The organism is Agrobacterium sp. S7/73 (assembly GCF_019355535.1).
Lineage (GTDB): Bacteria > Pseudomonadota > Alphaproteobacteria > Rhizobiales > Rhizobiaceae > Agrobacterium > Agrobacterium tumefaciens.
The window spans coordinates 1,255,708-1,277,460 of record NZ_CP072136.1 but is presented as its reverse complement, the minus strand read 5'-3'; the positions used below and the strand labels follow the sequence as shown (position 1 = coordinate 1,277,460).

At 58.7% G+C, this 21,753-nt stretch carries 17 protein-coding genes; 7 read left to right on the top strand and 10 right to left on the bottom strand.

Annotated elements, in window-relative coordinates; all coding sequences use genetic code 11:
* Positions 1 to 184: 184 nt before the first annotated feature.
* The 3 genes from J5276_RS06335 to J5276_RS06325 form a co-directional block, all read right to left on the bottom strand.
* Complete coding sequence (locus J5276_RS06335) at positions 185 to 3,190, bottom strand: SPOR domain-containing protein (protein WP_112154632.1); 3,006 nt, start codon at positions 3,188 to 3,190, stop codon at positions 185 to 187.
* A gap of 66 nt (positions 3,191 to 3,256) precedes the next feature.
* Positions 3,257 to 5,014, bottom strand: a complete 1,758-nt coding sequence (gene argS, locus J5276_RS06330) for an arginine--tRNA ligase (RefSeq protein ID WP_003515610.1) — start codon at positions 5,012 to 5,014, stop codon at positions 3,257 to 3,259.
* Between the two features lie 76 nt (positions 5,015 to 5,090).
* On the bottom strand, positions 5,091 to 6,308 hold the full coding sequence (locus J5276_RS06325) for a deoxyguanosinetriphosphate triphosphohydrolase (RefSeq protein WP_003515612.1): 1,218 nt from the start codon (positions 6,306 to 6,308) through the stop codon (positions 5,091 to 5,093).
* A gap of 229 nt (positions 6,309 to 6,537) precedes the next feature.
* Between J5276_RS06325 and erpA the strand changes: the two genes are divergently transcribed.
* Together erpA and xth are read left to right on the top strand one after the other, a co-directional pair.
* Positions 6,538 to 6,870, top strand: a complete 333-nt coding sequence (gene erpA, locus J5276_RS06320) for an iron-sulfur cluster insertion protein ErpA (RefSeq protein WP_003515615.1) — start codon at positions 6,538 to 6,540, stop codon at positions 6,868 to 6,870.
* A gap of 277 nt (positions 6,871 to 7,147) precedes the next feature.
* A complete protein-coding gene (gene xth / locus J5276_RS06315; protein ID WP_003515617.1) occupies positions 7,148 to 7,945 on the top strand; it encodes an exodeoxyribonuclease III in 798 nt (265 codons plus the stop codon).
* A 120-nt stretch (positions 7,946 to 8,065) separates the two neighbouring features.
* On the opposite strand, the gene exoR is transcribed toward xth, so the two are convergent.
* From exoR to J5276_RS06280, 7 genes are all read right to left on the bottom strand, one after another.
* Entirely contained in the window at positions 8,066 to 8,860 is a 795-nt protein-coding gene (gene exoR, locus J5276_RS06310) for an exopolysaccharide production regulator ExoR (RefSeq protein WP_003515620.1), read from the bottom strand.
* Complete coding sequence (locus J5276_RS06305; protein WP_233283652.1) at positions 8,847 to 9,155, bottom strand: hypothetical protein; 309 nt, start codon at positions 9,153 to 9,155, stop codon at positions 8,847 to 8,849. Before J5276_RS06305 ends, exoR begins: the two co-directional genes overlap by 14 nt.
* A 269-nt stretch (positions 9,156 to 9,424) precedes the next feature.
* On the bottom strand, positions 9,425 to 10,714 hold the full coding sequence (locus J5276_RS06300; protein ID WP_112154631.1) for an outer membrane protein transport protein: 1,290 nt from the start codon (positions 10,712 to 10,714) through the stop codon (positions 9,425 to 9,427).
* 449 nt (positions 10,715 to 11,163) lie between these two features.
* Positions 11,164 to 14,007, bottom strand: coding sequence for a valine--tRNA ligase (locus J5276_RS06295; protein WP_065687297.1), 2,844 nt, complete (start codon positions 14,005 to 14,007; stop codon positions 11,164 to 11,166).
* 194 nt (positions 14,008 to 14,201) lie between these two features.
* Positions 14,202 to 15,161: a cell division protein PopZ gene (popZ, locus tag J5276_RS06290; RefSeq protein WP_112154630.1), complete on the bottom strand. Its 960-nt coding sequence runs from the start codon at positions 15,159 to 15,161 to the stop codon at positions 14,202 to 14,204.
* A 355-nt stretch (positions 15,162 to 15,516) separates the two neighbouring features.
* Positions 15,517 to 16,188: a protein-L-isoaspartate O-methyltransferase gene (locus tag J5276_RS06285; RefSeq protein WP_003515626.1), complete on the bottom strand. Its 672-nt coding sequence runs from the start codon at positions 16,186 to 16,188 to the stop codon at positions 15,517 to 15,519.
* A 349-nt stretch (positions 16,189 to 16,537) separates the two neighbouring features.
* A complete protein-coding gene (locus J5276_RS06280; protein ID WP_209159388.1) occupies positions 16,538 to 17,710 on the bottom strand; it encodes a site-specific integrase in 1,173 nt (390 codons plus the stop codon).
* A gap of 253 nt (positions 17,711 to 17,963) precedes the next feature.
* Between J5276_RS06280 and J5276_RS06275 the strand changes: the two genes are divergently transcribed.
* From J5276_RS06275 to J5276_RS06255, 5 genes are all read left to right on the top strand, one after another.
* A complete protein-coding gene (locus tag J5276_RS06275) occupies positions 17,964 to 18,155 on the top strand; it encodes a DNA-binding protein (protein WP_209159389.1) in 192 nt (63 codons plus the stop codon).
* Between the two features lie 565 nt (positions 18,156 to 18,720).
* Positions 18,721 to 19,212 carry an HNH endonuclease signature motif containing protein gene (locus J5276_RS06270; protein ID WP_209159390.1) on the top strand — a complete coding sequence of 164 codons (492 nt, stop codon included), beginning with the start codon at positions 18,721 to 18,723 and terminating at the stop codon, positions 19,210 to 19,212.
* Between the two features lie 328 nt (positions 19,213 to 19,540).
* A complete protein-coding gene (locus J5276_RS06265) occupies positions 19,541 to 20,794 on the top strand; it encodes a phage portal protein (protein ID WP_247749957.1) in 1,254 nt (417 codons plus the stop codon).
* Positions 20,784 to 21,173, top strand: coding sequence for a hypothetical protein (locus tag J5276_RS06260; protein WP_209159391.1), 390 nt, complete (start codon positions 20,784 to 20,786; stop codon positions 21,171 to 21,173). Before J5276_RS06265 ends, J5276_RS06260 begins: the two co-directional genes overlap by 11 nt.
* A gap of 76 nt (positions 21,174 to 21,249) precedes the next feature.
* Entirely contained in the window at positions 21,250 to 21,750 is a 501-nt protein-coding gene (locus J5276_RS06255; RefSeq protein ID WP_209159392.1) for an HK97 family phage prohead protease, read from the top strand.
* The last annotated feature ends 3 nt before the right edge of the window (positions 21,751 to 21,753 follow it).

The window sequence follows — 21,753 nt, the reverse complement described above, 5'->3', positions numbered from 1 at the left end:
CGACAACCCCTCCGCCGTCATGCTCGGGCCTTTCCCGAGCATCTGCAACCGAACGGTTGGCGAAACGTTGGCAGATCCTCGCCACGGGGCCGAGGATGACGTCGAATGTGAGGAAAGCCTTTCCCCACTGCGAGGGCTGCCTTAGACGGCAGCCCCAATCTTCACTCAACCGGATCAGCCGCGATCAGCGCGCCACCAGGCAGCTGCCGCCAGCTGCGCGGAACTTTTCGCACAGCGCCACGGCTTCGTTCTTGTCCCCCGCCGGGATGCGGACGCGGTAGAACGTGCCCTTGCCGGCGATCTCAGCGGCCTTGATGTCGACGCCCCGACCAGAAATGACCGAACCGAACTTGGCCGACATGTTCTGGTAGGACTTCTGGGCCTCCGCCTGGCTCGGCAGGGACGCGATCTGGATGTAATAACCACCCGAAGACGGCGCGCTCGTTGCTGCGGGCATGGCGGCGGCTGTCTGCTGCTGTGCAGCCTGCGGCTGGGCCGGAGCAGTTGCAGCAGGACGGACGTTGCCCTGATTGGTCACCGTTGCCACCACATTGGAAGGCTGTGCAGACGGACGCGCCGAAGGAACGGGCGCAGCCGACTGCGAGGCCGGTGTGGAGGAAGCGGCTGGCGTATTGGCCTGCGGGTGTTCAGGCGCAACCGGAACACGCGAAGCGGCGATGACGGCGGGAGCGCCCTCACCCGGCTTGGCTGCCTGCGGTGCAGCAAGCTCCGCGACCTTGTCGGCCTTCGGTGGCTGGGCAGCAGGCGCATCGACTTCCTGTGCAACCAGCGTACCATCAGGCTTGACGATCATGGTGCGGACCTTGCGCGGCGAAACGCCCGTCGCACCGGCACCTTCGTTCTGGCTGGCCTTTTCTTCCGGCGAAAGCAGGCGCGGATCTTCAGTCTCGCCAACCGGCGTGCCGGTGGCTTCCATGTCCGCGTCGTTTTCACCTTCCAGCGGCAGCTGTTCGGGTATCAGCGTACGCTGGACCACATCGACAGGCTTTTCGTTGCTGGAGATCAGCGCCGGTTGCTTCGGATCGGCAGCGCTACCACCGGCCACGCGGTCGTAAACCGCCTTGTCCTGGTTGGGCACGACGCGGCCACCCGGATTTTCCGGCACCACCTTCATCGGGTCGTTATCGGCGGAAATGATGACCGGCGCGCCATTGGAGCCCGCTCCGGACGAACCGCCCGACATCAGCGCGTAAACACCACCACCGACAAGCACCAGACCGATTGCTGCGGCAACCGGCATGATCCAGCGGCGACCGCCGCGTTCTTCTTCGCGATAGGCCGGCTGATGGTCGACATAGGTATTCTCGGCATCGCGCGGCGCATTGCCACGCGAGGCAGCAGCCTCCTGCATAGAGCGGCGGAAATCTTCTTCCAGCGCCCGCTCAAATTCGTCGACCTCCTCCGGACCCTGTGCCTGAGGACGCGCCTGCGGGGCAGCAGCCCGGTTTTCCGCATGTTTGTGACGGTCAAGACCACCGGCAACCGCCGGGGCAAACAGCGTTGCGAGCTCGGTGTCGATATCGAGGTCTTCTTCGTGACGACGGGCGACAGGCTTGGGTTCGAAAACGCCGACCGGCAATTCCGGCACGTCCATCTCGGTAATATTTTCCGGATGTTCTTCCGTCTCACCGATCTGCGAGGGATCGAAAGGCAGGCTTTCAAGCGTTTGTGGTGCAACCGGCTGCGGTGCGGCTGCGACCGGACGCGGCTGAACCGGAGGCGCGGCTACCGGAATTGCAGCAACCGGGGCCGGGCGCGGCTGAGGTGCTGGCTGTTCCCGCACCGGCTGCGGCGCGGCGGCAGCAACCGCTACCGGAGCGACCGGCTGCTGGCGAACGGGCTGCGGCACAGGCGCAGGTGCGACTTCCGCTGCAGCGATTTCGGAAAGGTCGAGGTCAAGATCGAGATCATCAAGCGCAAGCTCGAAATCATCGTCGTTGAAACCTGCGAAATCCCCAAAGTCCGGCTCCTGAACGGGCGGCGCTGCTACGACCGGGGCTGCTTTTACAGGGGCTGCGGCAACCGGCGCCGTGGCAACCAAAGGCGGCTCCACTCTTGCAGCCGGAACGATAGGCGCAGCCTGTGCGATGGGGGCATCCTGAACGACAGGCTCTTCGCCGCGTCCGGGAATGGAATATTTCGCAACGCCGTAGATCAGCTCGTCCATCGGCGAAAGATTTGTTTCAACCGGCTTCTCTGCAACCGAAGGAGCAAAGGTAGGTGCAGTTTCTTCCGCCTGAACGAAGACGGGCTCAGGCGCCGGAACTGGTTCGGCCTGTGGCTCGATCCGGGCTGCAGGCAGCGCTTCGGCCCTCGGCTCGATCCGCTTGGGATCACCTGCCGCAACATCGCGGCGCGCGCCGAAATTGGCAAGCGGCAGACGCAGGCTGGAAAATTCCAGCGAAGAACGGCCACCATGCGACGGCGGACGCACGGAAATCGGCGCCGGCGCTTCGGCGACGGCGATCTCTACCTCATCGGCAAGATCGAAAGACTGCGGCTCAGGCGCATGGCTCTGATCGGAATGCGCAATATTGCTCGAAACATCGGCCGGAAGCTCAGGCATGGCGTGCCAGGTGCTTTGAGCCGGCTCGACAGCCTGCGGCTCTTCCCATGCAGCCTGCTGGTAAACCACCGGCTCGGCAGGGCGCGACTGGCGCGAATGCACATCGAAAACCTCGGCAACCGCACCGGCATCGTCACGGAAATCCGCGCGGATGTCCTGCGTCGACGTCTCGACGTAATTGTGAATGTAGGCCTGATCGGCCTCGGGAAGTGGCTCCTGGCTCACTTCGGGTGCGGGGCTTGCCTCGAACACGGGTTCGTCCGCTGGCGCAAGCTCAGGCTCGCGCCGGGCGAAAACCGATTCGACGCGCTGCATGAAGTCGCTGGGGTGGATGCCCGCACGCACATCGTTTGCCGGGTCAAGAACGACCGGATCGGCATGCGGCGCATCGTAAACCTCGAACTCTCGAAGCAGCTCGTCTTCGAGATTGAATTCGGGTTCGCGGCGGGTTGCCGCAGAGCCGGCGCGTGGCGCAGCTTCGGAACCCGCATGCGAAGGACGCTCATCGAAACCGACGATACGCGCCAGTTCTGCCAGAGGATCGTTGTCAGCGAACCCTTCAGACCGGGCGTCCCGGTTATACGCGACATTTTTTTCGACCATTACGTGTTCCACCATCTACGCATTGCAGCTCTTGCCAGCGTATTGTGAGCAAATAATGGTGATATGTTATCGCATCTCGTCAGGCGCGTCCGCTCCTAAAAGCGTAAGACCAGACTTCAAAACATTCGCGACAGCATTCACCAGCCCGAGTCTGGCAATGCTCAATTCTCGGTTTTTATCGTTAATAAAACGTAATTCCTGATGGTCTTTACCTTTGTTCCAGTGTCCATGGAAGGAACTGGCGAGATCGTAGAGGTAAAAAGCAAGCCTGTGCGGCTCGTGCGCAAGGGCTGCGGATTCGATCAGGCGCGGGTACTCAGCAAGCTTTGCAACCAGCTGCAACTCGTTGATATCGCTAATCAAAGCAACGGAAGACGACATGTCGTCCTGCGAGAGCGCAAGACCCGGAAACGCTTCCTGCGCCTGGCGGAAGATGGACATGCAACGGGCATGCGCATATTGCACGTAAAAGACCGGATTATCCTTCGATTGTTCGGTCACTTTCGCAAAATCGAAGTCCAGCGGCTCGGAATTCTTCCGATAGAGCATCATGAATCGCACGGGATCGCGACCTACTTCGTCCACCACATCGCGCAGCGTGACGAAATCGCCTGAGCGTTTCGACATCTTCACCGGCTCGCCATCGCGATACAGCTTCACGAGCTGGCACAGAAGAACCGTCAGCTTCGACTTGCCTTCCGAGACGGCGCGCGCAACCGCTTCAAGCCGCTTCACATAGCCGCCGTGGTCGGCGCCGAGCACATAGATCATCTCGGAAAAACCGCGATCGAACTTGTTCTTGAAATAGGCGACGTCGGCGGCAAAATAGGTGTAGGAACCGTCCGACTTCATCAGCGCGCGGTCCATGTCGTCGCCCACCTCGGTGGACCGGAACAGCGTCTGCTCGCGGTCTTCCCAGTCTTCCGGCAACTCGCCCTTCGGCGGCGGCAGGGTGCCCTTGTAGACGTGGCCCTTGAAGGTGAGATCGTTGATGGCCGAGAGAATGGGTCCGCCATTGCCCTCATGCAGCGTGCGCTCCGAGAAGAACACGTCGTGCTTGACGTTCAGCGTCTCCAGATCCTCACGGATCATCACCATCATTGCGGCGATCGCCTTGTCCTTGACGATAGGTAGCCACTTTTCCTCGGGCATGGCGCGCAGCTTGATGCCATATTCATCCGCCAGCGCCTGGCCGACTGGAACGAGATAGTCACCGGGGTAGAAGCCCGACGGAATGGCGCCGATATCTTCGCCAAGCGCCTCGCGGTAACGCAGGAAGACCGAACGCGCGAGCACGTCGATCTGCGAGCCGGCGTCGTTGATGTAATATTCCTTGGTCACGCCATAACCGGCGAAGGCGAGCAGGTTCGCCAGCGTGTCACCCACGACAGCACCACGGCAATGGCCGACATGCATCGGACCGGTGGGGTTGGCGGAGACATATTCGACGTTGATCTTCTGACCCGTGCCGATCTTCGAGCGGCCGAAATCGATGCCCTGCCCGATCATGTCGGCAAGAAGACGCTGCCAGTAACCGACAGAGACCTTGAGATTGATAAAGCCGGGACCAGCGACGTTGACGCTATCGACGTCGCCATCTGCCTGAAGTGCTGGCACGATGAGTTCGGCCAGCGCCCGGGGATTGGTGCCGAGCGGCTTCGCCAACACCATAGCGGCATTGGTTGCGACATCGCCATGGCTCAGATCGCGCGGGGATTCGACCGTAATTCGACTGAAATCGACCTTTTCGCGGTTCTCTTTCACGAGATCGAGAGTCTCGAGCGCGTTTTTGATCCTGGTATCGAAATCGGCAAAAATGTTCATCGTTCCAACCTGCGCGAAGGGCTTCTGTTCATGTCCGGCCATCATAACCGGGTTGGCTTCGCGATCGCCCGCTGCCCTATCGCAAATCGGGGGTGTGGTCAAACAGCCGCTGGTGGGCGCGCAGTGCATAACTGTCGGTCATACCGGCCAGATAATCCCCCACATGGCGGGCTTTTGCGGCCTTGCTCATACCGGAAATGCTGTCCACCCAGTAGTGACTCTGCATCTCTGCCGGCACTTCCATATAACGGTGGAAAAGGTCGGTAACGATCTGCGTAGCGCCGGCGCGGATGCGCATGATTTCCGGATGCCGGTAGATATGGGCAAACAGCAGTTTCTTGATCTGCCTGTCGGTTTCAGCCATTTCCGGCGAGAAAGTCGCGACGGTAAAATCAGCGGCGCGGATATCGGCCGCACTCTTCGGTTTCAGCCGGGAAAGATTCTGCTGCGCGACCCCGATTACATCCTCGACCATATGGGTGATCTGGCGGCGCATGATTTCATTGGCGAAGCGTTCCTTGTCGAGCACGGGATATTTCGCACGTACCTCAGCCATCAGCTTGCTGAGGAAAGGCACCTCTTCCAGCATCTCGAAGCTCAGATAACCGGCACGCAGGCCGTCATCGATATCATGGGTATTATAGGCGATGTCGTCGGCAATAGCCGCCATCTGTGCCTCAAGGCTGGCATAGCTGCCGATTTCCAGATCCTGCAGCTCGCAATATTCGAGGATGGGCAGCGGAACCGGGCCCTTCACGCCCTCGCCCTCGGCATTGACCAGCGGGCCATTGTGCTTCACCAGCCCCTCCAGCGTCTCCCATGTCAGGTTGATGCCGTCATATTCGGCGTAGCGGCGCTCCAGCTTGGTGACGATGCGCAGCGACTGCGCGTTGTGATCGAAGCCGCCATAGGGCAACAACACCGCATCCAACGCATCCTCACCAGTATGGCCGAACGGCGTGTGGCCGAAATCATGCACCAGAGCCACGCCCTCGGCCAGATCCTCGTCCAGCTTCAGAGCACGTGCGAGTGCGCGGGCAATCTGCGCCACCTCAATCGTGTGGGTGAGCCGGGTGCGGTAATGGTCGCCGTCAGGGCTGATGAAAACCTGCGTCTTGTGTTTAAGCCGGCGAAAGGCCGTGGTGTGGACGATGCGGTCCCGGTCGCGCTGGAACTCCGAGCGCGTCAGGCTACCCTCCTCGGCAAAAAGACGCCCGCGCGTGGTCCATGGATCAGAGGCGAAAACCGCCCTCTCGCCACTTCCGAAACCCAATGCGCGCTGGTCTATAATCATTCATCCACCTGTACTGTTCTCTGGCCGGGACTTCCTTTGACCCGAAGTCCATGGCCTTTGACCATTGACCTTTTCATCCACCCTTCATACCTATCGCAAAGGTCGGCGCAAAGCATCATCGCTGCAAAGGCCGTTGCGGACATCGCTATAGACCGTTTATTTGACTGGTTTATAATGGTGGCGACAAATCTATTGCTCTCCGGTTCTTGACCCCGGCACGAGGAACGACATGGAAAACAGCGACATTACACTTTCGGAAGCCGCAGCGAAGCGAATCGCCCAGATCGTCGCAGCGGATGCGGGCAAGCAGGCTCTGCGCGTTTCGGTGGAAGGCGGCGGCTGCTCTGGCTTCTCCTACAAGTTCGATCTGGCGGAAGACCCCGCCGATGACGACATCGTGATTGCGCGCGGCGACGCCAAGGTGCTGATCGATAGCCTGTCGGTTGTCTATATGGCCGGCTCTGAAATCGACTTCGTCGACAATCTGCTCGGCCAGTCCTTCCAGATCAAGAACCCGAACGCGGTCGCAAGCTGCGGCTGCGGCACCAGCTTCTCGATCTGAGTGAAACGGCCCGCGGCTCTGCCTCAATGCTCTCAGCTTTGAGGTGATCCGCGTCCCACTCCTGCCTCATCCCTGTCTCCCCGCCGCGCAGACGCGCGTCGGCTGGATTCCTGTGACAAGCACAGGAATGAGGGGATAGAGACATGACGCTGACTTCGCGGCCCAGTTCACTCTACCAACCTCCCCTCTATCCACCACATCCTCACCAGCCGTTTCCAAAAACGGTGGCAATCGCTTTTGCATCGGGTAAAAGTAACCTCACAAAAGGGAAACTCCGATGAAGATTGCCACCTGGAACATCAACGGCGTCAAGGCGCGTATCGAAAACCTCTGCCAGTGGTTGAAGGATTCATCGCCCGACATCGTTTGCCTTCAGGAAATCAAGTCGGTTGACGAAGGCTTTCCCCGCCTTGAGCTGGAAGCGCTCGGCTATCACGTCGAGACCCATGGCCAGAAGGGCTTCAACGGCGTCGCCCTTCTGTCGAAGATGAAGCCCGACGAGATCAATCGCGGCCTGCCGGGCGACGATGCCGATGAACAGGCCCGCTTCATCGAGGGCGTGTTTTCCGTTGATGGCGGTGCGATCCGGGTCTGCTCGCTCTACCTGCCGAACGGCAATCCGCCTGACGATCCGGTCAAATATCCCTACAAGCTCGCATGGATGGAGCGGCTGCGCCGCTTTGCCGAAGATCGCCTTGCGCTTGAGGAGCCGCTTATTCTGGCGGGTGACTACAACGTCATCCCCGAACCCTTCGATTGCCACGATCCGCGGGTCTGGGCTGGCGATGCGCTGTTCCTGCCCAAGACGCGCTCGGCATTCCGCAGGCTGGAAAATCTCGGCTTTACCGATGCCGCACGCGCGACGACGGATGAACCCGGACTTTATTCCTTCTGGGATTATCAGGCTGGCGCATGGCCGAAGAATAACGGCATCCGCATCGATCACCTGATGCTGTCGGCGGAAGCGGCCGACAGGCTGGAATCGGTGAGCATCGAAAAACATGTACGGGCCTGGGAAAAACCGTCCGACCACGTACCGGTCTGCGGTTATTTCAATTTTACGCCGATCAATTGAACGGCGCTCGCCGGGCGAGTTAGAGAATTTCCGGTAAAAGTGCTCCGAAACAAAGAGTTAGAGCACGTCAAACGATTCCGTTTAAACAGGACGTGCTCTGAGTCGCCTCAGCCAAAATTGTCAGTTCGGATCGTCGATCTGCATGTTCTGCGCCAGCGCGATAGCCGCGCGGCGATCGTTTTCACCCGCGAGCGAAAAAGCCTGTTCCTGAAGGGTCTGGATCCAGGTGCAATCCACCGCCGTGCACTTGTCGAGCGCAGCCGTCATGAAGGCGAGCCCCTGCGTCGTCTGGCCTTCCTGGAAAAGCAGATTACCGAAAATCGACATGGCGCCGGCATGGCCGTGCTTGCGTGCCTGATTGAGCCACTTCTTGGCCTGCTGCACATCCGCCCGGCCGCCCTCACCCGCAAGGATCATTTCCGCCAGACGGAACTGGGCCTCAGCCACGCCAAAGGTGGAAGCCACCTGAAAATAGAGCTGGCGGGCCTGCGACAGGTCCATCTTTACCGGAGTGCCGGGAATGCCGTGGCGGTAATAATCGGCAAGAGAAAGCAGCGCGTTGACGAAGAAGCCGGTATCCTCGGAGCCCGGCTCGACGCCCTGGCTGGCAATTTCGCTGTAAATCTTGAAGGCTTCGAAGTCGTTCTTGGCAACGCCATCGCCGAAGGCATACATATTGGCAAGCGCCCAGCGCGAGCCGGTATGGCCCTTTTCGGCCGCATAGCGATAGGCCTCGACGGCTTCGTCCTTGTTACCGTTCTTGTAGGCCTTGAAGCCGAACTTGAACAGGTCGAAGGGCCCGGATTCCTTGGTAACGCCTGCGTTGATGTCAAAAGCCAGCACCGGCATTGCGAGCGACGCAAGCAAAAGGCTCATGATGAGCGGCTTTAGAACATGTGCTTCACATTTCAGCATTTAGGCGAACTTCTCTCACTCTTCCCGGCATATAGCCAATACTTGCGGAATACTGCAAAGCTGAACCCCGCCGGGTCGCGATTTTTCGAACACACTGCGTCTTTCCGGCAGCACTTTCCAGCGCACTGCCGGTGGTCATATGCGGCAATTGCTCCAAATTTTCAGTGAGACAGATATAGGCATAATTTCCGGCAATATAACGGCGTTTGACCGCCTGCCGGTCAGCGCCAAACAAGAAACCCGGATCAAATTCCCGTATTACTTGCTTAAACCCTGAATCCAAACCCGTTTTCACTCTTCGCAACTCCGCAGGCCCACATCAAACGCCTGCATGTTCTTCCATCCCCGCGTCCATGAACAGAAGCCAAGCACCTTGTTTGTGGCGGGAAATGGACAGATATGCCCACATTCCAACGCGGCACCACGCTTGCAGAAAAGTGTTGCCAAATCGTCACAAAACTTTCGGGCTAGAAATTTTTATCGAGCAGGAATCATAGTCGGGAATGAAAAAAGGTCCGGTTGGTAAACCGGACCTTTCTTTTCGTTCAGATGTGGCGAATGGTGTCAGAACTTGACCTTGACGCCAGTAGAGATCGCAGCCACGAGATCGTTGCCGAAGTCGTAGCCCGCCTCATTGCCGCAGGTGAAGCCCGCACCGCAAGGTCCACCGTTGATGGATGAGCTACCTGAGGTCAGGAGGCCGAGAGCACCGGCAACCTTGAACTCGATATTCTTGTTCGGCGAGTAGACGATCTGCGTGCCCAGCGTCCAGGTGTCGGTCTGGGTGCCGATAACAGTCGATGTACCGCGATCCCAGGTCAGGCTCACAGCACCGCTCCACTGCTCGTTGAACTTGTGACCAACGCCGCCGGAAATCGTCCAGCCATCACGATAAAACAGGTCTAGAGTGTTCAGCGTGTCAGCGCCGCTCGGAACGCAGGGGGACGTCCCTACCGCGCAGAAAGGAATGACCTGAATCTGGCTCCAGTCAGTCCACTTCACCGAACCGAAAGCCAGCCAGTCCGGCGCTATGCCGGATTGCACCTTGAGTTCGATGCTGTCTGGCATCGAAACGGAGCCATAGATCGGCACCAGCTTGCCGCCGTATTTCGCCAGCGTCGGAGAGATGGACGGCGGCGTCTGCGGAACTCCTCTGACGTCGGCGAAACCGGTCAGGTCATGATCGACGGCGCTGTTATAAACAAGGCTCGCCCGGAAGGCGACCTCGGGGATTTCGTAGGCAACGCCGGCGCGCCAACCCCAACCGTCACCTTCCATCTCAAGTTTGCCGACGCCGCTGAAGCTGGACCAGGCCGGATTGAGGCCAAGAACAGCTGGGCCAAGAACCTGACGGTATTTATAACCGCTGATCTCCTGGTAAAAGCCGCCGCCAATAATCGAGAAGTCGCCCTTGCCAAGATCAAACTTCACACGGCAGGTGGTGGCGTAATTGTGCGACTTTACCTTGGTTTCGATATTGTAGCTCGATCCCTGCCAGATGCCGGGATTGAGGTGCGCGCCCCAAGGCTGCGAATAATCGAACATGCAGTCGCCGAAATCGCCGATTGCCGCCTTGGCGCCGATGCGGGTCGACCAGAAGTTTTCAGAGTCATCTGCGCTCCTTGACCAAGTCGCAGGCAGCGGACCGCTCTTCAGCGGATTGTCACGCGCATTCTCAACCTTGCGCTGTGGCGCAACGAATGTAGCGGAACTGTCGAGAACATAGTCCGACGGGTCGAACAGCAGGTCGATATTGTAGCCACCGCGCTCGAGGCCGCCCGCCAGTGAAGGCGTGACCGCCGCGATGCTGCCTACGAAACATACTGCGCCGCGAAAAAATGCAGTTTTTGCCATCTCTCTCCCCAATCAAGGCAATGTGATCATTGAGAGAGTGAAATGCTTTGCGGCAAATGACAATCTGCCGTGGCGCGGCGCGGTTGCCACCGGATGGCCATTTTTTTACGTAAGTTTTTGATGTTTGGCATCTTACATAATCATTTTAGGCTATTATTCTAATCCAATTAGAAAAAACGACACAAAACGAAACAAACTCCCAATCCACACCGGAAATGTCGCCAAATAACCACAGTTGGACGTTTCCGAAGAAAATCGCTTATCAGGCCGTTTTTATTGATCTTTTTCGTCTTCCCGCGCGGTTTTGTGCGCCTCGCGGCAGAAATAATCGCGCTATCACGCAGTGCATGATTCGCCATTGCAACGCAGCAATGAATTGAGCCGGCCCTGACAGAACGCAAAACGCCCCGTTTTCACGGGGCGTTTTGATTTTACACGCAACAGGAACCTTATCCTGCTTCGCTGACCCGCTGCAGGGCGGTTCGAAGACTTGTCAGCTGAACTTCCAGTTCCGCCTTACGCTCGCGCTCGGCGGCCACAACCTCCGGATCGGCATTGGCCACGAATTTTTCGTTCGACAGCTTCTTGTCGATGCGTTCCATCTCCGCATCCACCTTGCCGATCGCCTTTTCGAGACGGGCCTTTTCGGCCGCGAGATCGACGAGGTTACCGAGCGGCAGGCAGACCGTGGCCTCACCGATGATGATCTGCGCGGAACCTTTTGGCGCCACATCGGCACCACGGATTTCATCGGCACGCGCCAGGCGCCGGATGGCGGCGGCATGGCGGTCCAGCCGCGCTTCTGTCGAGGTATTGGCACCGACCACCACCAGCGATGCGGTGGCGCCCGGCGGCACGTTCATCTCGGCACGCGTAGAGCGGATGCCCGAAACCAGATCGATCAGCCAGTTGATTTCCGCAGCCGCGGCATCGTCGCGGAATTCCGGAGTCGGCCAGTCGGTAAGGCAGAGAAGATCAGCCCGCTCCTCGCCCTCGCCCGCCGTATGCGCCCACAGCTCTTCCGTCATGAAAGGCATGAAGGGATGCAGGAGCTTGTAGATCTCATCCAGAACATAGGCCGCGCAGGCCTGCGATTCCGCCTTTGCCGCCTCATCCTCGCCACCGAACACGGGCTTGAGCAGTTCCAGGTACCAGTCGCAGAACTGGTTCCAGACGAAACGGTAGAGGATGCCGGATGCATCGTTGAACCGGAAGTTCTCAAGAGCCGCCGTCACATCGCGCGCGGTGTTGGCAAGCTCGGTCAGGATCCACCGGTTGATCGTCAGCGATGCGGTTTCGGCCAGGAAATGCGGATCGCGCTTTACACCGTTCATTTCGGCAAAACGCGTGGCGTTCCATAGCTTCGTGCCGAAGTTGCGATAACCGGCGATACGTGCCGGATCGAGTTTCACGTCACGACCCTGCGCCGCCATGATGGCGAGCGTGAAGCGCAGCGCATCCGCACCGTATTCGTCGATCAGTTCCAGGGGATCGATGACGTTGCCCTTGGACTTGGACATCTTCTGGCCGTTCTTGTCGCGAACGAGCGCATGGATGTAGACGGTGCTGAACGGCTCGACCGGATTGCCGGCGTCGTCCTTCATGAAATGCAGACCCATCTGCATCATGCGGACGACCCAGAACGGGATGATGTCGAAACCGGTGACAAGCACATTGGTCGGATAATACCGCGCCAGTTCCGGTGTCTTTTCCGGCCAGCCGAGCGTCGAGAACGGCCACAGCGCCGATGAGAACCAAGTATCGAGAACGTCTTCGTCACGGGTCAGGATCTCACCCGGCTTGAAGTTTTCAAGCTTCTCCTCGACCCAGGCCTTCCACGGACCTTCATGGGCGATATAATGCTGGATAGCGGCCTGAAGCGCCTCTTCCTCGGTCTTTTCAACGAAGACCTGCCCGTCAGGGCCGTACCATGCCGGAATCTGGTGTCCCCACCACAATTGCCGCGAGATACACCAGGGCTGGATATTCTCCATCCACTGAAAATAGGTGTTTTCCCAGTTCTTAGGCACGAAATTGGTGCGGCCTTCGCGAACCGAGGCAATGGCCGGCTGAGCCAGCGTCTTGTTGTCCACCCACCACTGGTCGGTGAGGCGCGGCTCGATCGGCACGCCGCCACGGTCGCCATGCGGCACGACGTGCTTATGCGGCTCGATCTTGTCGAGGAGGCCGGCTTCCTCGAAGATTTCGACGATGACCTTGCGGGCGAAGAAACGATCCTGTCCTTCCAGGCGGTCCCATGCGCCGTGCAGCGCCGCCGGATGATTGAGGCCCTCGAGGAAATCCTCGTTCTCCTTGATGGAGATCGTGCCATCGATATTCATGACGTTGATGGCGCGCAGACCGCAACGCTTGCCGACCTCGAAATCGTTGAAGTCGTGCGCAGGCGTGATCTTCACGGCGCCAGTTCCGGCCGTCGGATCGGCATAGTCATCGGCAACGATCGGGATCTTGCGGCCAACGATCGGCAGGATGACATGCTTGCCAATGATGCCCTTGTAGCGCTCGTCTTCCGGGTTCACCGCAACACCGGTATCGCCGAGCATGGTTTCTGGCCGCGTGGTAGCAACAACGATGTAATCGCGCGTTTCGAACTCGGTGGGCTTGCCCTCCTCGTCAAATGCGATCGGGTGCTGATAGGTCACACCCTTTTCCAGCGGATAACGGAAGTGCCAAAGGTTGCCCTTCACTTCGAGCTGTTCGACTTCCATGTCGGAAATCGCGGTCTGCAGCTTCGGGTCCCAGTTGACGAGGCGCTTGTCCTTGTAGATCAGGTTCTGCTTGTAAAGGGTGACGAACACCTCGAGAACGGCCTCGGACAGACCCTCATCCATGGTGAAGCGCTCACGCGACCAGTCGCAGGACGCGCCGAGACGTTTCAGCTGGTTGAAGATCAAGCCGCCGGATTCGGCTTTCCATTCCCAGACCTTGTCCACGAAGGCCTCACGGCCCATTTCGCGGCGGCCCGGAAGCTGCTGTTCCATCAGCTTGCGCTCGACGACCATCTGCGTGGCGATGCCCGCATGGTCCATGCCCGGCTGCCACAACACGTCCTTGCCGCGCATGCGCTCGAAGCGGACCAATATGTCCTGAAGCGTGTTGTTGAGCGCATGGCCCATATGCAGGGAGCCGGTGACATTCGGCGGCGGGATGACGATTGTGAAGGTTTCCGCGCCCGGTTTGGCGTTGGCGCCGGCACGAAAAGCGTTCGCCTCGTCCCAGGCTTTGGCGATTTTCGGTTCGACGGATGCGGAATCGTAGGTCTTTTCGAGCATTTCCTGACCTGAATTTTAGAGTTCTTGTGTGGATTTTTTTAAATAAGGATGGATGGTCGAGAGTCAACAGAAACCGACCCGTCAGCGACTATGACCCCATAGCGCCTTCATCTTCAACAAAAAAGCCGCCCCGGTGCCGGAGCGGCCTCTGTTTCATTATCTTGCGCATGTTACAAGATGCGGACGAACAGAGCCTAGCGGCGCGAGCCCCGCGCCACACGTTCGATTTCCTCACGCACGAGACGCTCCACCAGGGTCGGCAGATTGTCTTCCAGCCAGTCCTGCAGCATCGGACGCAGCATTTCGGCGGCCATATCCTCGATCGAGCGTCGTTCGACGCCATCGAAAATTTCCGCAAGTTCGCTGAAGGAACGGGCGATCTGCGCACCGGCAGCCTCGGAAATGAGGTTGAGCGACAAACCGCCCTCTTCCTTGGGTTCGGCCAGATCGAATGAAGGCATCTCGACAGCAGGTTCCTGCACCGAAATCTCGAAATGATCCTGGGCTACAGGCGTTTCGATGGCGCCACGCAGCGTCAGCTGGTCGAAGCGGTTCTCGAAAGCTGCGCTTTCGACAGCGGCAGCAGCAGCACGATCCTCGGCGGCAAAAGCTGCCGGCTGTTCACTGGTGCTCGCGGCAGCGGCCGCCAGCAGCGGCCGCACATCCGTCGGGCGCTGCGGCGCAGGGCGTTCAACCTGTTGCGCAGCCGAAGGCTGCGGTACGCTGGAGGAATGAGCGGCCGGGGCTGCCTGCGCGGGCTCACGCTGCGCCTGGGCGGCAAATGCCTGCGGCCCCATGGCAGCGTTGCGGTCGGCGGCAGCGCGAACGCGGGCGGCAACATCGGCAAGCGACATGCTTTTCTCGGCCGAGATTTCCTGCTGTTCTGGTGTCTGTTTTTCGGAGGCCGCGGAAAAATCCTGCACCGGCCTTGCGCCAAATGCCTGGTTTGCGGCGGGGGGAACGCGCGCCGGCGGGCTGATGGCCTCCGTCACGAAGGGCGCTTCGCCTGCGCCATCGTCTTCGTCGTCATAGACAGGCGGCAACTGCCCGGAAAACGCACCGGTAGGCCCGGTCTCGTTGCTTTCGATGATCCGGCGTATGGACGCCAAAATCTCTTCCATGGACGGTTCACGCGCTACGCTTGGCTGAGCCATATCAATCCCCGGTTTCCACTCTCTAGACCGCCTTGCGTCCATACGGACGCCCAAAGGACGCTCCAAAATTTTAAATCTGCACACCGTTCCTGTCGAAAATCGCTTCCGGTTTTCGGGCCGATGGCCTGAAAAGGGGTAGAAATACGCACACCCCGAATCACCCTTAGTCTAGGGCAGCATAGTCAGGAACTAAATCACTGATTCGACAAGTTTCGCCGTGATGCACAGCTTTGTGAGAATGGTCTTTTGGGGCAATTGGGTGGGCGAAGCGGGTCTGCCGGTGCGGCACCCGCAAAAACAAACGCCGGGGCGGAAAGTCCACCCCGGCGTCCAGAACAATGATCGCTTTTAAAGATCAGAAAACGAATTCGGCCGCCTTGGCAAAACCGGGTAGAGGCTTGATCGACGCGTTGAAAGAGGTTGCAGCCGAGGTGCTGTTGCCATCGCGACGGTAAACGGTTGCCTTGGCAGCGTTACCGTATCCGACAACGACAACCAGACGTCCGCCATCGCGCAGCTGGTCGGTCAGTGCCGCCGGCACTTCCTCGACAGAGCCGTTGATGAAAATCAGGTCATAGGGTGCTTCGCCCGCATAACCCTTTTCGAGATCGCCGGTGACAACAGCAACATTGTCATATCCGAGCGAGGCCAGCGTCTCAGTCGCCTCAGCCGCCAGCGTTTCGTCGCATTCGAGCGAAACCACCGAACCGGCGAGCTGGGACAGGATGGCCGCGGTATAACCCGCGCCGCCGCCGACTTCCAGCACCACGTCTTCCTTGGTCACCGCCGCAAGCTGCAAAAGCTTCGCCAGCGGCGAGGCCTTCATGACGTAACGGGCCGGGCGACCATCCCGGGCGGGACAGATCTGCAGATCCTCGTCCACATAGGCAATCTGCCGCACACCCGCCGGCACGAAAGCTTCGCGCGGCACGCTCAAAAACGCCTTCAGCACAGAATGCGACGTCACGTCGGTCGTGCGCAACTGGCTGTCGACCATGTTGGCGCGTGCGGTTTCGAAATCCATCATATCGTTATCGCCTCAATTTCGCGGATGCCGGTCGGGAAGCCTCGGCCCCAAAAGCTCAAAACGGCACGGGTCTCCCCTCGCCTTTAAACAATCTCATAATTGCCCAAGCCTGCGCTTTCAAGCGCGGTGAGCCCTAAGTGCTGGAAAAAGCGAAATGGCCGGGATTTTTTAGAACAGCAAGGGCAGCCGATGACCGCAAGGTGGGCCAAAGGTTCAAAAAAACAGGTTCTATTCGGTGAAGTTTTTGGAGGCCTCGCCCGGAATTGAACCGGGGTACAAGGATTTGCAGGCTTTCACCCGCTATTGTTTTCACTGCCAAATTGAGCTGTGTGTCGCAGTCATGTTGCAATCAATCGAGCAGAATGTTCGCGGCTTGTGCTAGCTCCGTTCCGTCATCAACCCGTGGGAACAAGTGTCCGTAGACGTCCATTGTCATCACGATCGAGGAGTGGCCCATGCGCTCCTGAACCATTTTGACCGGCAGACCTAAGCCGCCGTCTTCCTTCCGATTGATCAGCCAGGACGCGTAGAAGTGTCTGAGAGCGTGGAGACCGGTGTACTTCGCCTGGATGTCATCCGCCATACCCACGGTCACGCCCGCTCGAATCATGGATGGCTTTAGGCCCTTGTTCACGATGTTCGCATGCGATCGAGGCTCACCGTCTGGATTGGCGAAGACGAGTTCAAACCCGTGCGGCTGTCGGAGCTTGTGTTCCATCAACGCAGCAATGACTACAGGCGGAACCGGGATCGTCCGAATACCTGCCTCTGACTTCGTGGGGCCAATTGCCTTGAACTGGTCGGCGCGCTGATTGACGTGGATTTCCGCCTTCTTGAAATTCACGTCTCGCCAGCGAAGGCCCCGGATTTCCGACGACCGCAGACCGGTGAAGATGGCCGTGACAAGCAACGGTCTCCAGTTGCCATCAAGCGCGGCCACCAGTGCCTTTATCTCGGCTCGTGTGGGAATGTCGATCCCTACCACAAGCTTTCCCTTCTGGCGTTTCTCCTGACGCCTGTCGCGCCCTTTGCGGCTTGACCGGATATCCCGCACCGGATTGCGTGTAGCCAGCCCACGTTCGTTCGCATCGGCGATGATCGAACCAAGCGACGTGACAATTTTCCGCACCATTGCCGGCGATCGGCCTTTAGCGCGTAATATGTCTTCGAAATCGCGCACTGCCGGTGCGGTCAGTCGTGACAAAAGCGTCTGCCCGATGAGCGGTACAATATGATGCTCTAGGTGGCTTTTTCGCTGGTTGACCGTCGATCGCTCCAGGTCAGCACTCTCTCCAGAGGCCACCCACAGCATGCCAGCCTTTTCCACGGTTATAGAAGCCCTGTCCGCAACGTGGACGCCTTCCCTAACCTCGACCGACGCCGTGGCGGCGAACCGGTCCGCATCCTTCTTGAGCCGAAAACTCTTGAGCCGGCGCTTGCCTGTGATATCAAAATAATCGGCCACCCAAGCGCTTTTCGCTTCGCCCTTCGGCGTCGTCCATGTTCTTTTACGAACCGACATGCGGTGGCCCTCCTCGAATTGTTTGAAAGATCATATGCGTCCTTCTCCTTAGTTGAGATGCGAATAACGAGGATGAAAACACCCTCGAATCACTTTTTTTCTCAATACGGATCGTATTTCAAAGAAAATTCGCATTGCGGCTCAGAGGCTTAAGCTCCGCAATACGCTGCGTATTGAAAATTTAGTTGTTGAAACAGTGAGTTAGCGGCGCCTTTCTGTAGCTATTGGAGCAAGCAGAAAAGGAAATCACCTCATGGAGACAACGCAGGAACAGCCGCTGGATTTGATCTGGGGCGTCGAAGCCATTGCTCGTCTGATCGGTCGGTCTGAGCGGCAAGTTTACCACCTGTGCGCAACCGGTGCGATCCCCGTCAGGAAGGTCGGCGCAACGTGGATGGCGGAGCGCGGGAAGCTCATCCGCTTTTTTCTCGATGATGCAGCTTGAAAAGAAAACGCCGCCCCAGTTGACGAGACCGGGACGGCGTCAATGTTGAAGCCTCTGCGGAAGCTTTCGCTGATTACAATATCAAAAAACGTTGAAGAATCAAGAGAGTAATACGGATTTTATAGCGTCACGGGCCTGCTCGGAGGTTCCCGCCGTGGCGCTAGCGATCTGTAGGTTGGCGGTCTTCCAACGTCCTTGCCCCTGCCAAGCACCATCGGTGCCGATGAAGGACATACGCATACCGCGCCCGACGGTTTCGGGAAAAAAATAGCTCGCGCTGTCGCGCCCTGACAACGAGCAGCCTTGATACGCCCGGCACCCCCGGGATCGGTAAAAGCGCAGTCTTGATTTCACCGGGATGACGACCTGGCAGTTCTGATTGTGTGGCGAGCCGAAAAAATCGCCAGCGGAGGTACCGGGGACAACGGTACGGCCTTTCTGCGGGAAGGCAAAGCAGGACTGAGTACGCGCCCGAAAGGGTTCTCTTCGTCAGAGACTTGGAATGAGGAACGACCTCATATCAAGGCGGAAAAGGGCGAGACTGTGCCTACACAAGGAGAAGAAAATGGATCCAACCGCTCATACCGTTCGACATCGCCTTGATTACGACCCGCTGACAGGTGTTTTCCGCTGGAAAGTTCGACCTACCTCAAACATCCCCGCGGGCTCAAGAGCTGGTTGCTCCAATCCTTCAGGATGGATGATCGTCATTTTTGGCGTTGTCCATCGCGCCCGGCGGTTGGCCTGGATTTACACCCACGGCACAATTCCAGAAGGCATGGAGGTTCGCGTCAAAAACCGCGATGAGAACGACCTGCGGCTATCCAACCTCGAACTTTCGACAGTTCGGCAGAGGATGGAACGCCATCCGAAACACAGCAATAATCAGGTCGGCGCGGCGGGAATATGGAAACAGGTATCAGGCAGCCATACGCGTTTTCGCGCCAAGCTTTGCCGTGAAGGACGCGTCATCCACAGTTCCAGCCACCCGACATTGGAAGATGCAATTTCTGCTCGAGCAGCCGCGCTCCAGAAATACGAGGAGGCGAACCGATGAAACCACCCCTCACCACAGCACGAGCCGATCGGGTTTTGGCTGCGGCATCGGGCCAGCTTCAGCTTGATCTGCCGGCCAGCCGAGTGACTGTCGCGACGACCGCCCTTTGGGGCACGAAAAGTATTGCCCAATTTCTTGGGCTGTCCGCTGACTCGGTCCGCCGAATCATGAAAAGAGATTCTAGTTTCCCCGCGCGAGTACGGGGTGGACGAACATATACGACACGTATAGAATTGCTGGAATGGCTTGGACCGCGTGACGACGAAACTTTCTGATCCGCGATTTATACTTCGTTCTGCTTGATTTTGCGTAATTGCTGAAACGTCTCATGGGCTGGATATTCCGGCCCATGAAATTTTTTAGTCGCAAATCACCTGTCGTTGACATCAAGTCGCTCGCCGAGCCGACTGCCGAAGAATACGCGCTGTTCACTGGCGGTCTCGTCTCTTCGACTTCGGTAAGTCTCGCCACGGCCATGACGGTGCCGGCTGTTGCTTCGGCCGTTCATTTGCTTTCCTCAAGCATTGCAGCGCTCAAGCTGAACCTCGAGCGTAAGGACGGCGAGGCCTGGGTGACGGACAACGACCATCCGGTGGCCACCCTTCTGGACGGAGACGTCAACGACTTCGCATCTTCTTTTGAATGGGTTCGTGATGTCATCGCCGGCGCGCTCACCTCCGACAAAGGCAGCCTCTCGCACGTCAACAAGGTTGCCGGCGAGGTTCGAGAAGTTACCGCCTACGAGCCCTCTCATTTCCAGGTTGATTACAGCGCCGATGGCCGTCGCGAGCCGTCCTTCCGGATCAACAACCGCCCGACACCCGGTGACGAGGTTGTTTTCGTCCGTGGTCCGTTCACCCGCTGTCCCGTAACACTGGCGTCCGAAAGCATCGGTGTGGCGCGCGAGATGCGAAATCATGCTGGCCGGCTCTTCAGTGCTGGCGCCCGCCCGGCTGGCGTAATCGAGTCCCCCAAAACGGTCGGCGATTCAGGCATGAAAGCCATGATCACGGCTTGGCGGAAGGCGCACGAGGGCAGCGACAACGGCGGTAAAACTGCTGTCTTGTTCGACGGCGCGAGCTTCAAACCTCTCTCGTTCAGCTCGGTCGACGCTCAATTCTTGCAATTGTGGAAATTCGTCATTCTGGAAGTGGCACGGGCTTTCCGCGTCCCGCCGCAACTGCTCTTTGACTTCGATCGCGCGACGTGGGCCAACGCAGAACAGGCCGGCAAAGAATGGCTTGCCTCATTGGAATTCTGGATGCGTCCGATGGAGGCGGCGATGCGCCGCGGCTTTTTCAGCCGCGAGGAACGCGCAACCTATCGCGTCCGGTTCGAGCGCGACGACTTCACGAACGTGGATCTCGTCTCCCGCGCGACGGCTGCCAATAGCCTCATCAGTTCCCGCGCGATTAACCCGAATGAAGCGCGCACGCTTCTGCTGGATTTGCCTCCGTATGAGGGTGGCCAGATTTTCGCCAATCCGAACACGGGCTCCTCGCAGCCTGGATCTATACCTGCGGAAAAGACATCGCCCCCAGACCAGACAAAAGCAAACAAGGAGCCGGGCGATGACGCTTGAGGAAATCAGCGCAAATCTTGTCGACCAGGACCGTGGCCGCTGGTTGGAATTGGCTGATCCTTGGGAGGGCAAGCCCATCGGCGTACGTCTGCTTATAGCCGGACCGGACTCAGAGACGCAGCACAAAGCCCGCGTTGCCATGATGGATGACATGGCAGCCGCCGCTGACATCGATGGAAAAGTCTCGTTTCAGGCGCGCGAAAAAGCCCGCCTTTCTTGCCTTGCCCGCTGTGTGTTGAACTGGGACGTCGCAGCTGATTTCGGCCTTGATGCACGGTTCGGACATGCAGCTGTTCTGAAGTTGCTGGCTATCAACTGGATTGAACAGCAAACCGACGCTTTCGCCGGCGACCGCGCCAACTTCCGGAGCGGCTCATGATCGCCGAAAAGTTGGACGCCATTCTCCTTGCCCTGCTTTTCTTCGGGATTTTCGCTCTTCTGGGGAGGCCCCGCTGATGGAACGTTTCTATTTCGAGACCAAGATTGCCGCCAGCGATACCGGGGAGATCACCGGTCTGGCATGGCCTTTCGGCTCCGCCGACCGCGTCGGTGACGTCATAGAGCCGGGCAGCTTCAAAGGCGCGACACTGCCGCTCCCGATGTTGTTCGGACACGATCTCAATGACCCGATTGGGGTCTGGTCCGCGGCCTCAGAAGACAGCACGGGCCTTCAGGTCAAGGGCAATCTGCTCATCAACGACGTGGCGCGCGCTCGCGAGGTTCATGCGCTGGTTAAGTCCGGCGCGGTGCGTGGCCTCAGCGTCGGATTCGTCACCAAGAAATCGGTCGCTCGCCAGGGCGGCGGCCGGACCATCTCTGCGCTGGATCTGATGGAAATCAGCATTGTGACCATTGGCATGCATCCCGGCGCCCGGGTCACCAGCGCAAAGTCTGCCGTTCACGCCATAGCAATGGCCGAAGCTATCAACCGCGCCGCTGCGCGCATGAAAGGTTAGGAA

Excerpts from the sequence above, each read along its gene's own strand:
- J5276_RS06270 (WP_209159390.1), top strand. The coding sequence starts at position 18,721 with ATGGATCCAACCGCTCATACCGTTCGACATCGCCTTGATTACGACCCG.
- xth (WP_003515617.1), top strand. The coding sequence starts at position 7,148 with ATGAAGATTGCCACCTGGAACATCAACGGCGTCAAGGCGCGTATCGAA.
- argS (WP_003515610.1), bottom strand. The coding sequence starts at position 5,014 with ATGAACATTTTTGCCGATTTCGATACCAGGATCAAAAACGCGCTCGAG.
- J5276_RS06280 (WP_209159388.1), bottom strand. The coding sequence starts at position 17,710 with ATGTCGGTTCGTAAAAGAACATGGACGACGCCGAAGGGCGAAGCGAAA.
- J5276_RS06300 (WP_112154631.1), bottom strand. The coding sequence starts at position 10,714 with ATGGCAAAAACTGCATTTTTTCGCGGCGCAGTATGTTTCGTAGGCAGC.
- erpA (WP_003515615.1), top strand. The coding sequence starts at position 6,538 with ATGGAAAACAGCGACATTACACTTTCGGAAGCCGCAGCGAAGCGAATC.
- J5276_RS06325 (WP_003515612.1), bottom strand. The coding sequence starts at position 6,308 with ATGATTATAGACCAGCGCGCATTGGGTTTCGGAAGTGGCGAGAGGGCG.
- J5276_RS06265 (WP_247749957.1), top strand. The coding sequence starts at position 19,541 with ATGGGCTGGATATTCCGGCCCATGAAATTTTTTAGTCGCAAATCACCT.
- J5276_RS06335 (WP_112154632.1), bottom strand. The coding sequence starts at position 3,190 with ATGGTCGAAAAAAATGTCGCGTATAACCGGGACGCCCGGTCTGAAGGG.
- J5276_RS06275 (WP_209159389.1), top strand. The coding sequence starts at position 17,964 with ATGGAGACAACGCAGGAACAGCCGCTGGATTTGATCTGGGGCGTCGAA.
- J5276_RS06260 (WP_209159391.1), top strand. The coding sequence starts at position 20,784 with ATGACGCTTGAGGAAATCAGCGCAAATCTTGTCGACCAGGACCGTGGC.
- exoR (WP_003515620.1), bottom strand. The coding sequence starts at position 8,860 with ATGCTGAAATGTGAAGCACATGTTCTAAAGCCGCTCATCATGAGCCTT.
- J5276_RS06255 (WP_209159392.1), top strand. The coding sequence starts at position 21,250 with ATGGAACGTTTCTATTTCGAGACCAAGATTGCCGCCAGCGATACCGGG.
- J5276_RS06285 (WP_003515626.1), bottom strand. The coding sequence starts at position 16,188 with ATGATGGATTTCGAAACCGCACGCGCCAACATGGTCGACAGCCAGTTG.
- popZ (WP_112154630.1), bottom strand. The coding sequence starts at position 15,161 with ATGGCTCAGCCAAGCGTAGCGCGTGAACCGTCCATGGAAGAGATTTTG.
- J5276_RS06295 (WP_065687297.1), bottom strand. The coding sequence starts at position 14,007 with ATGCTCGAAAAGACCTACGATTCCGCATCCGTCGAACCGAAAATCGCC.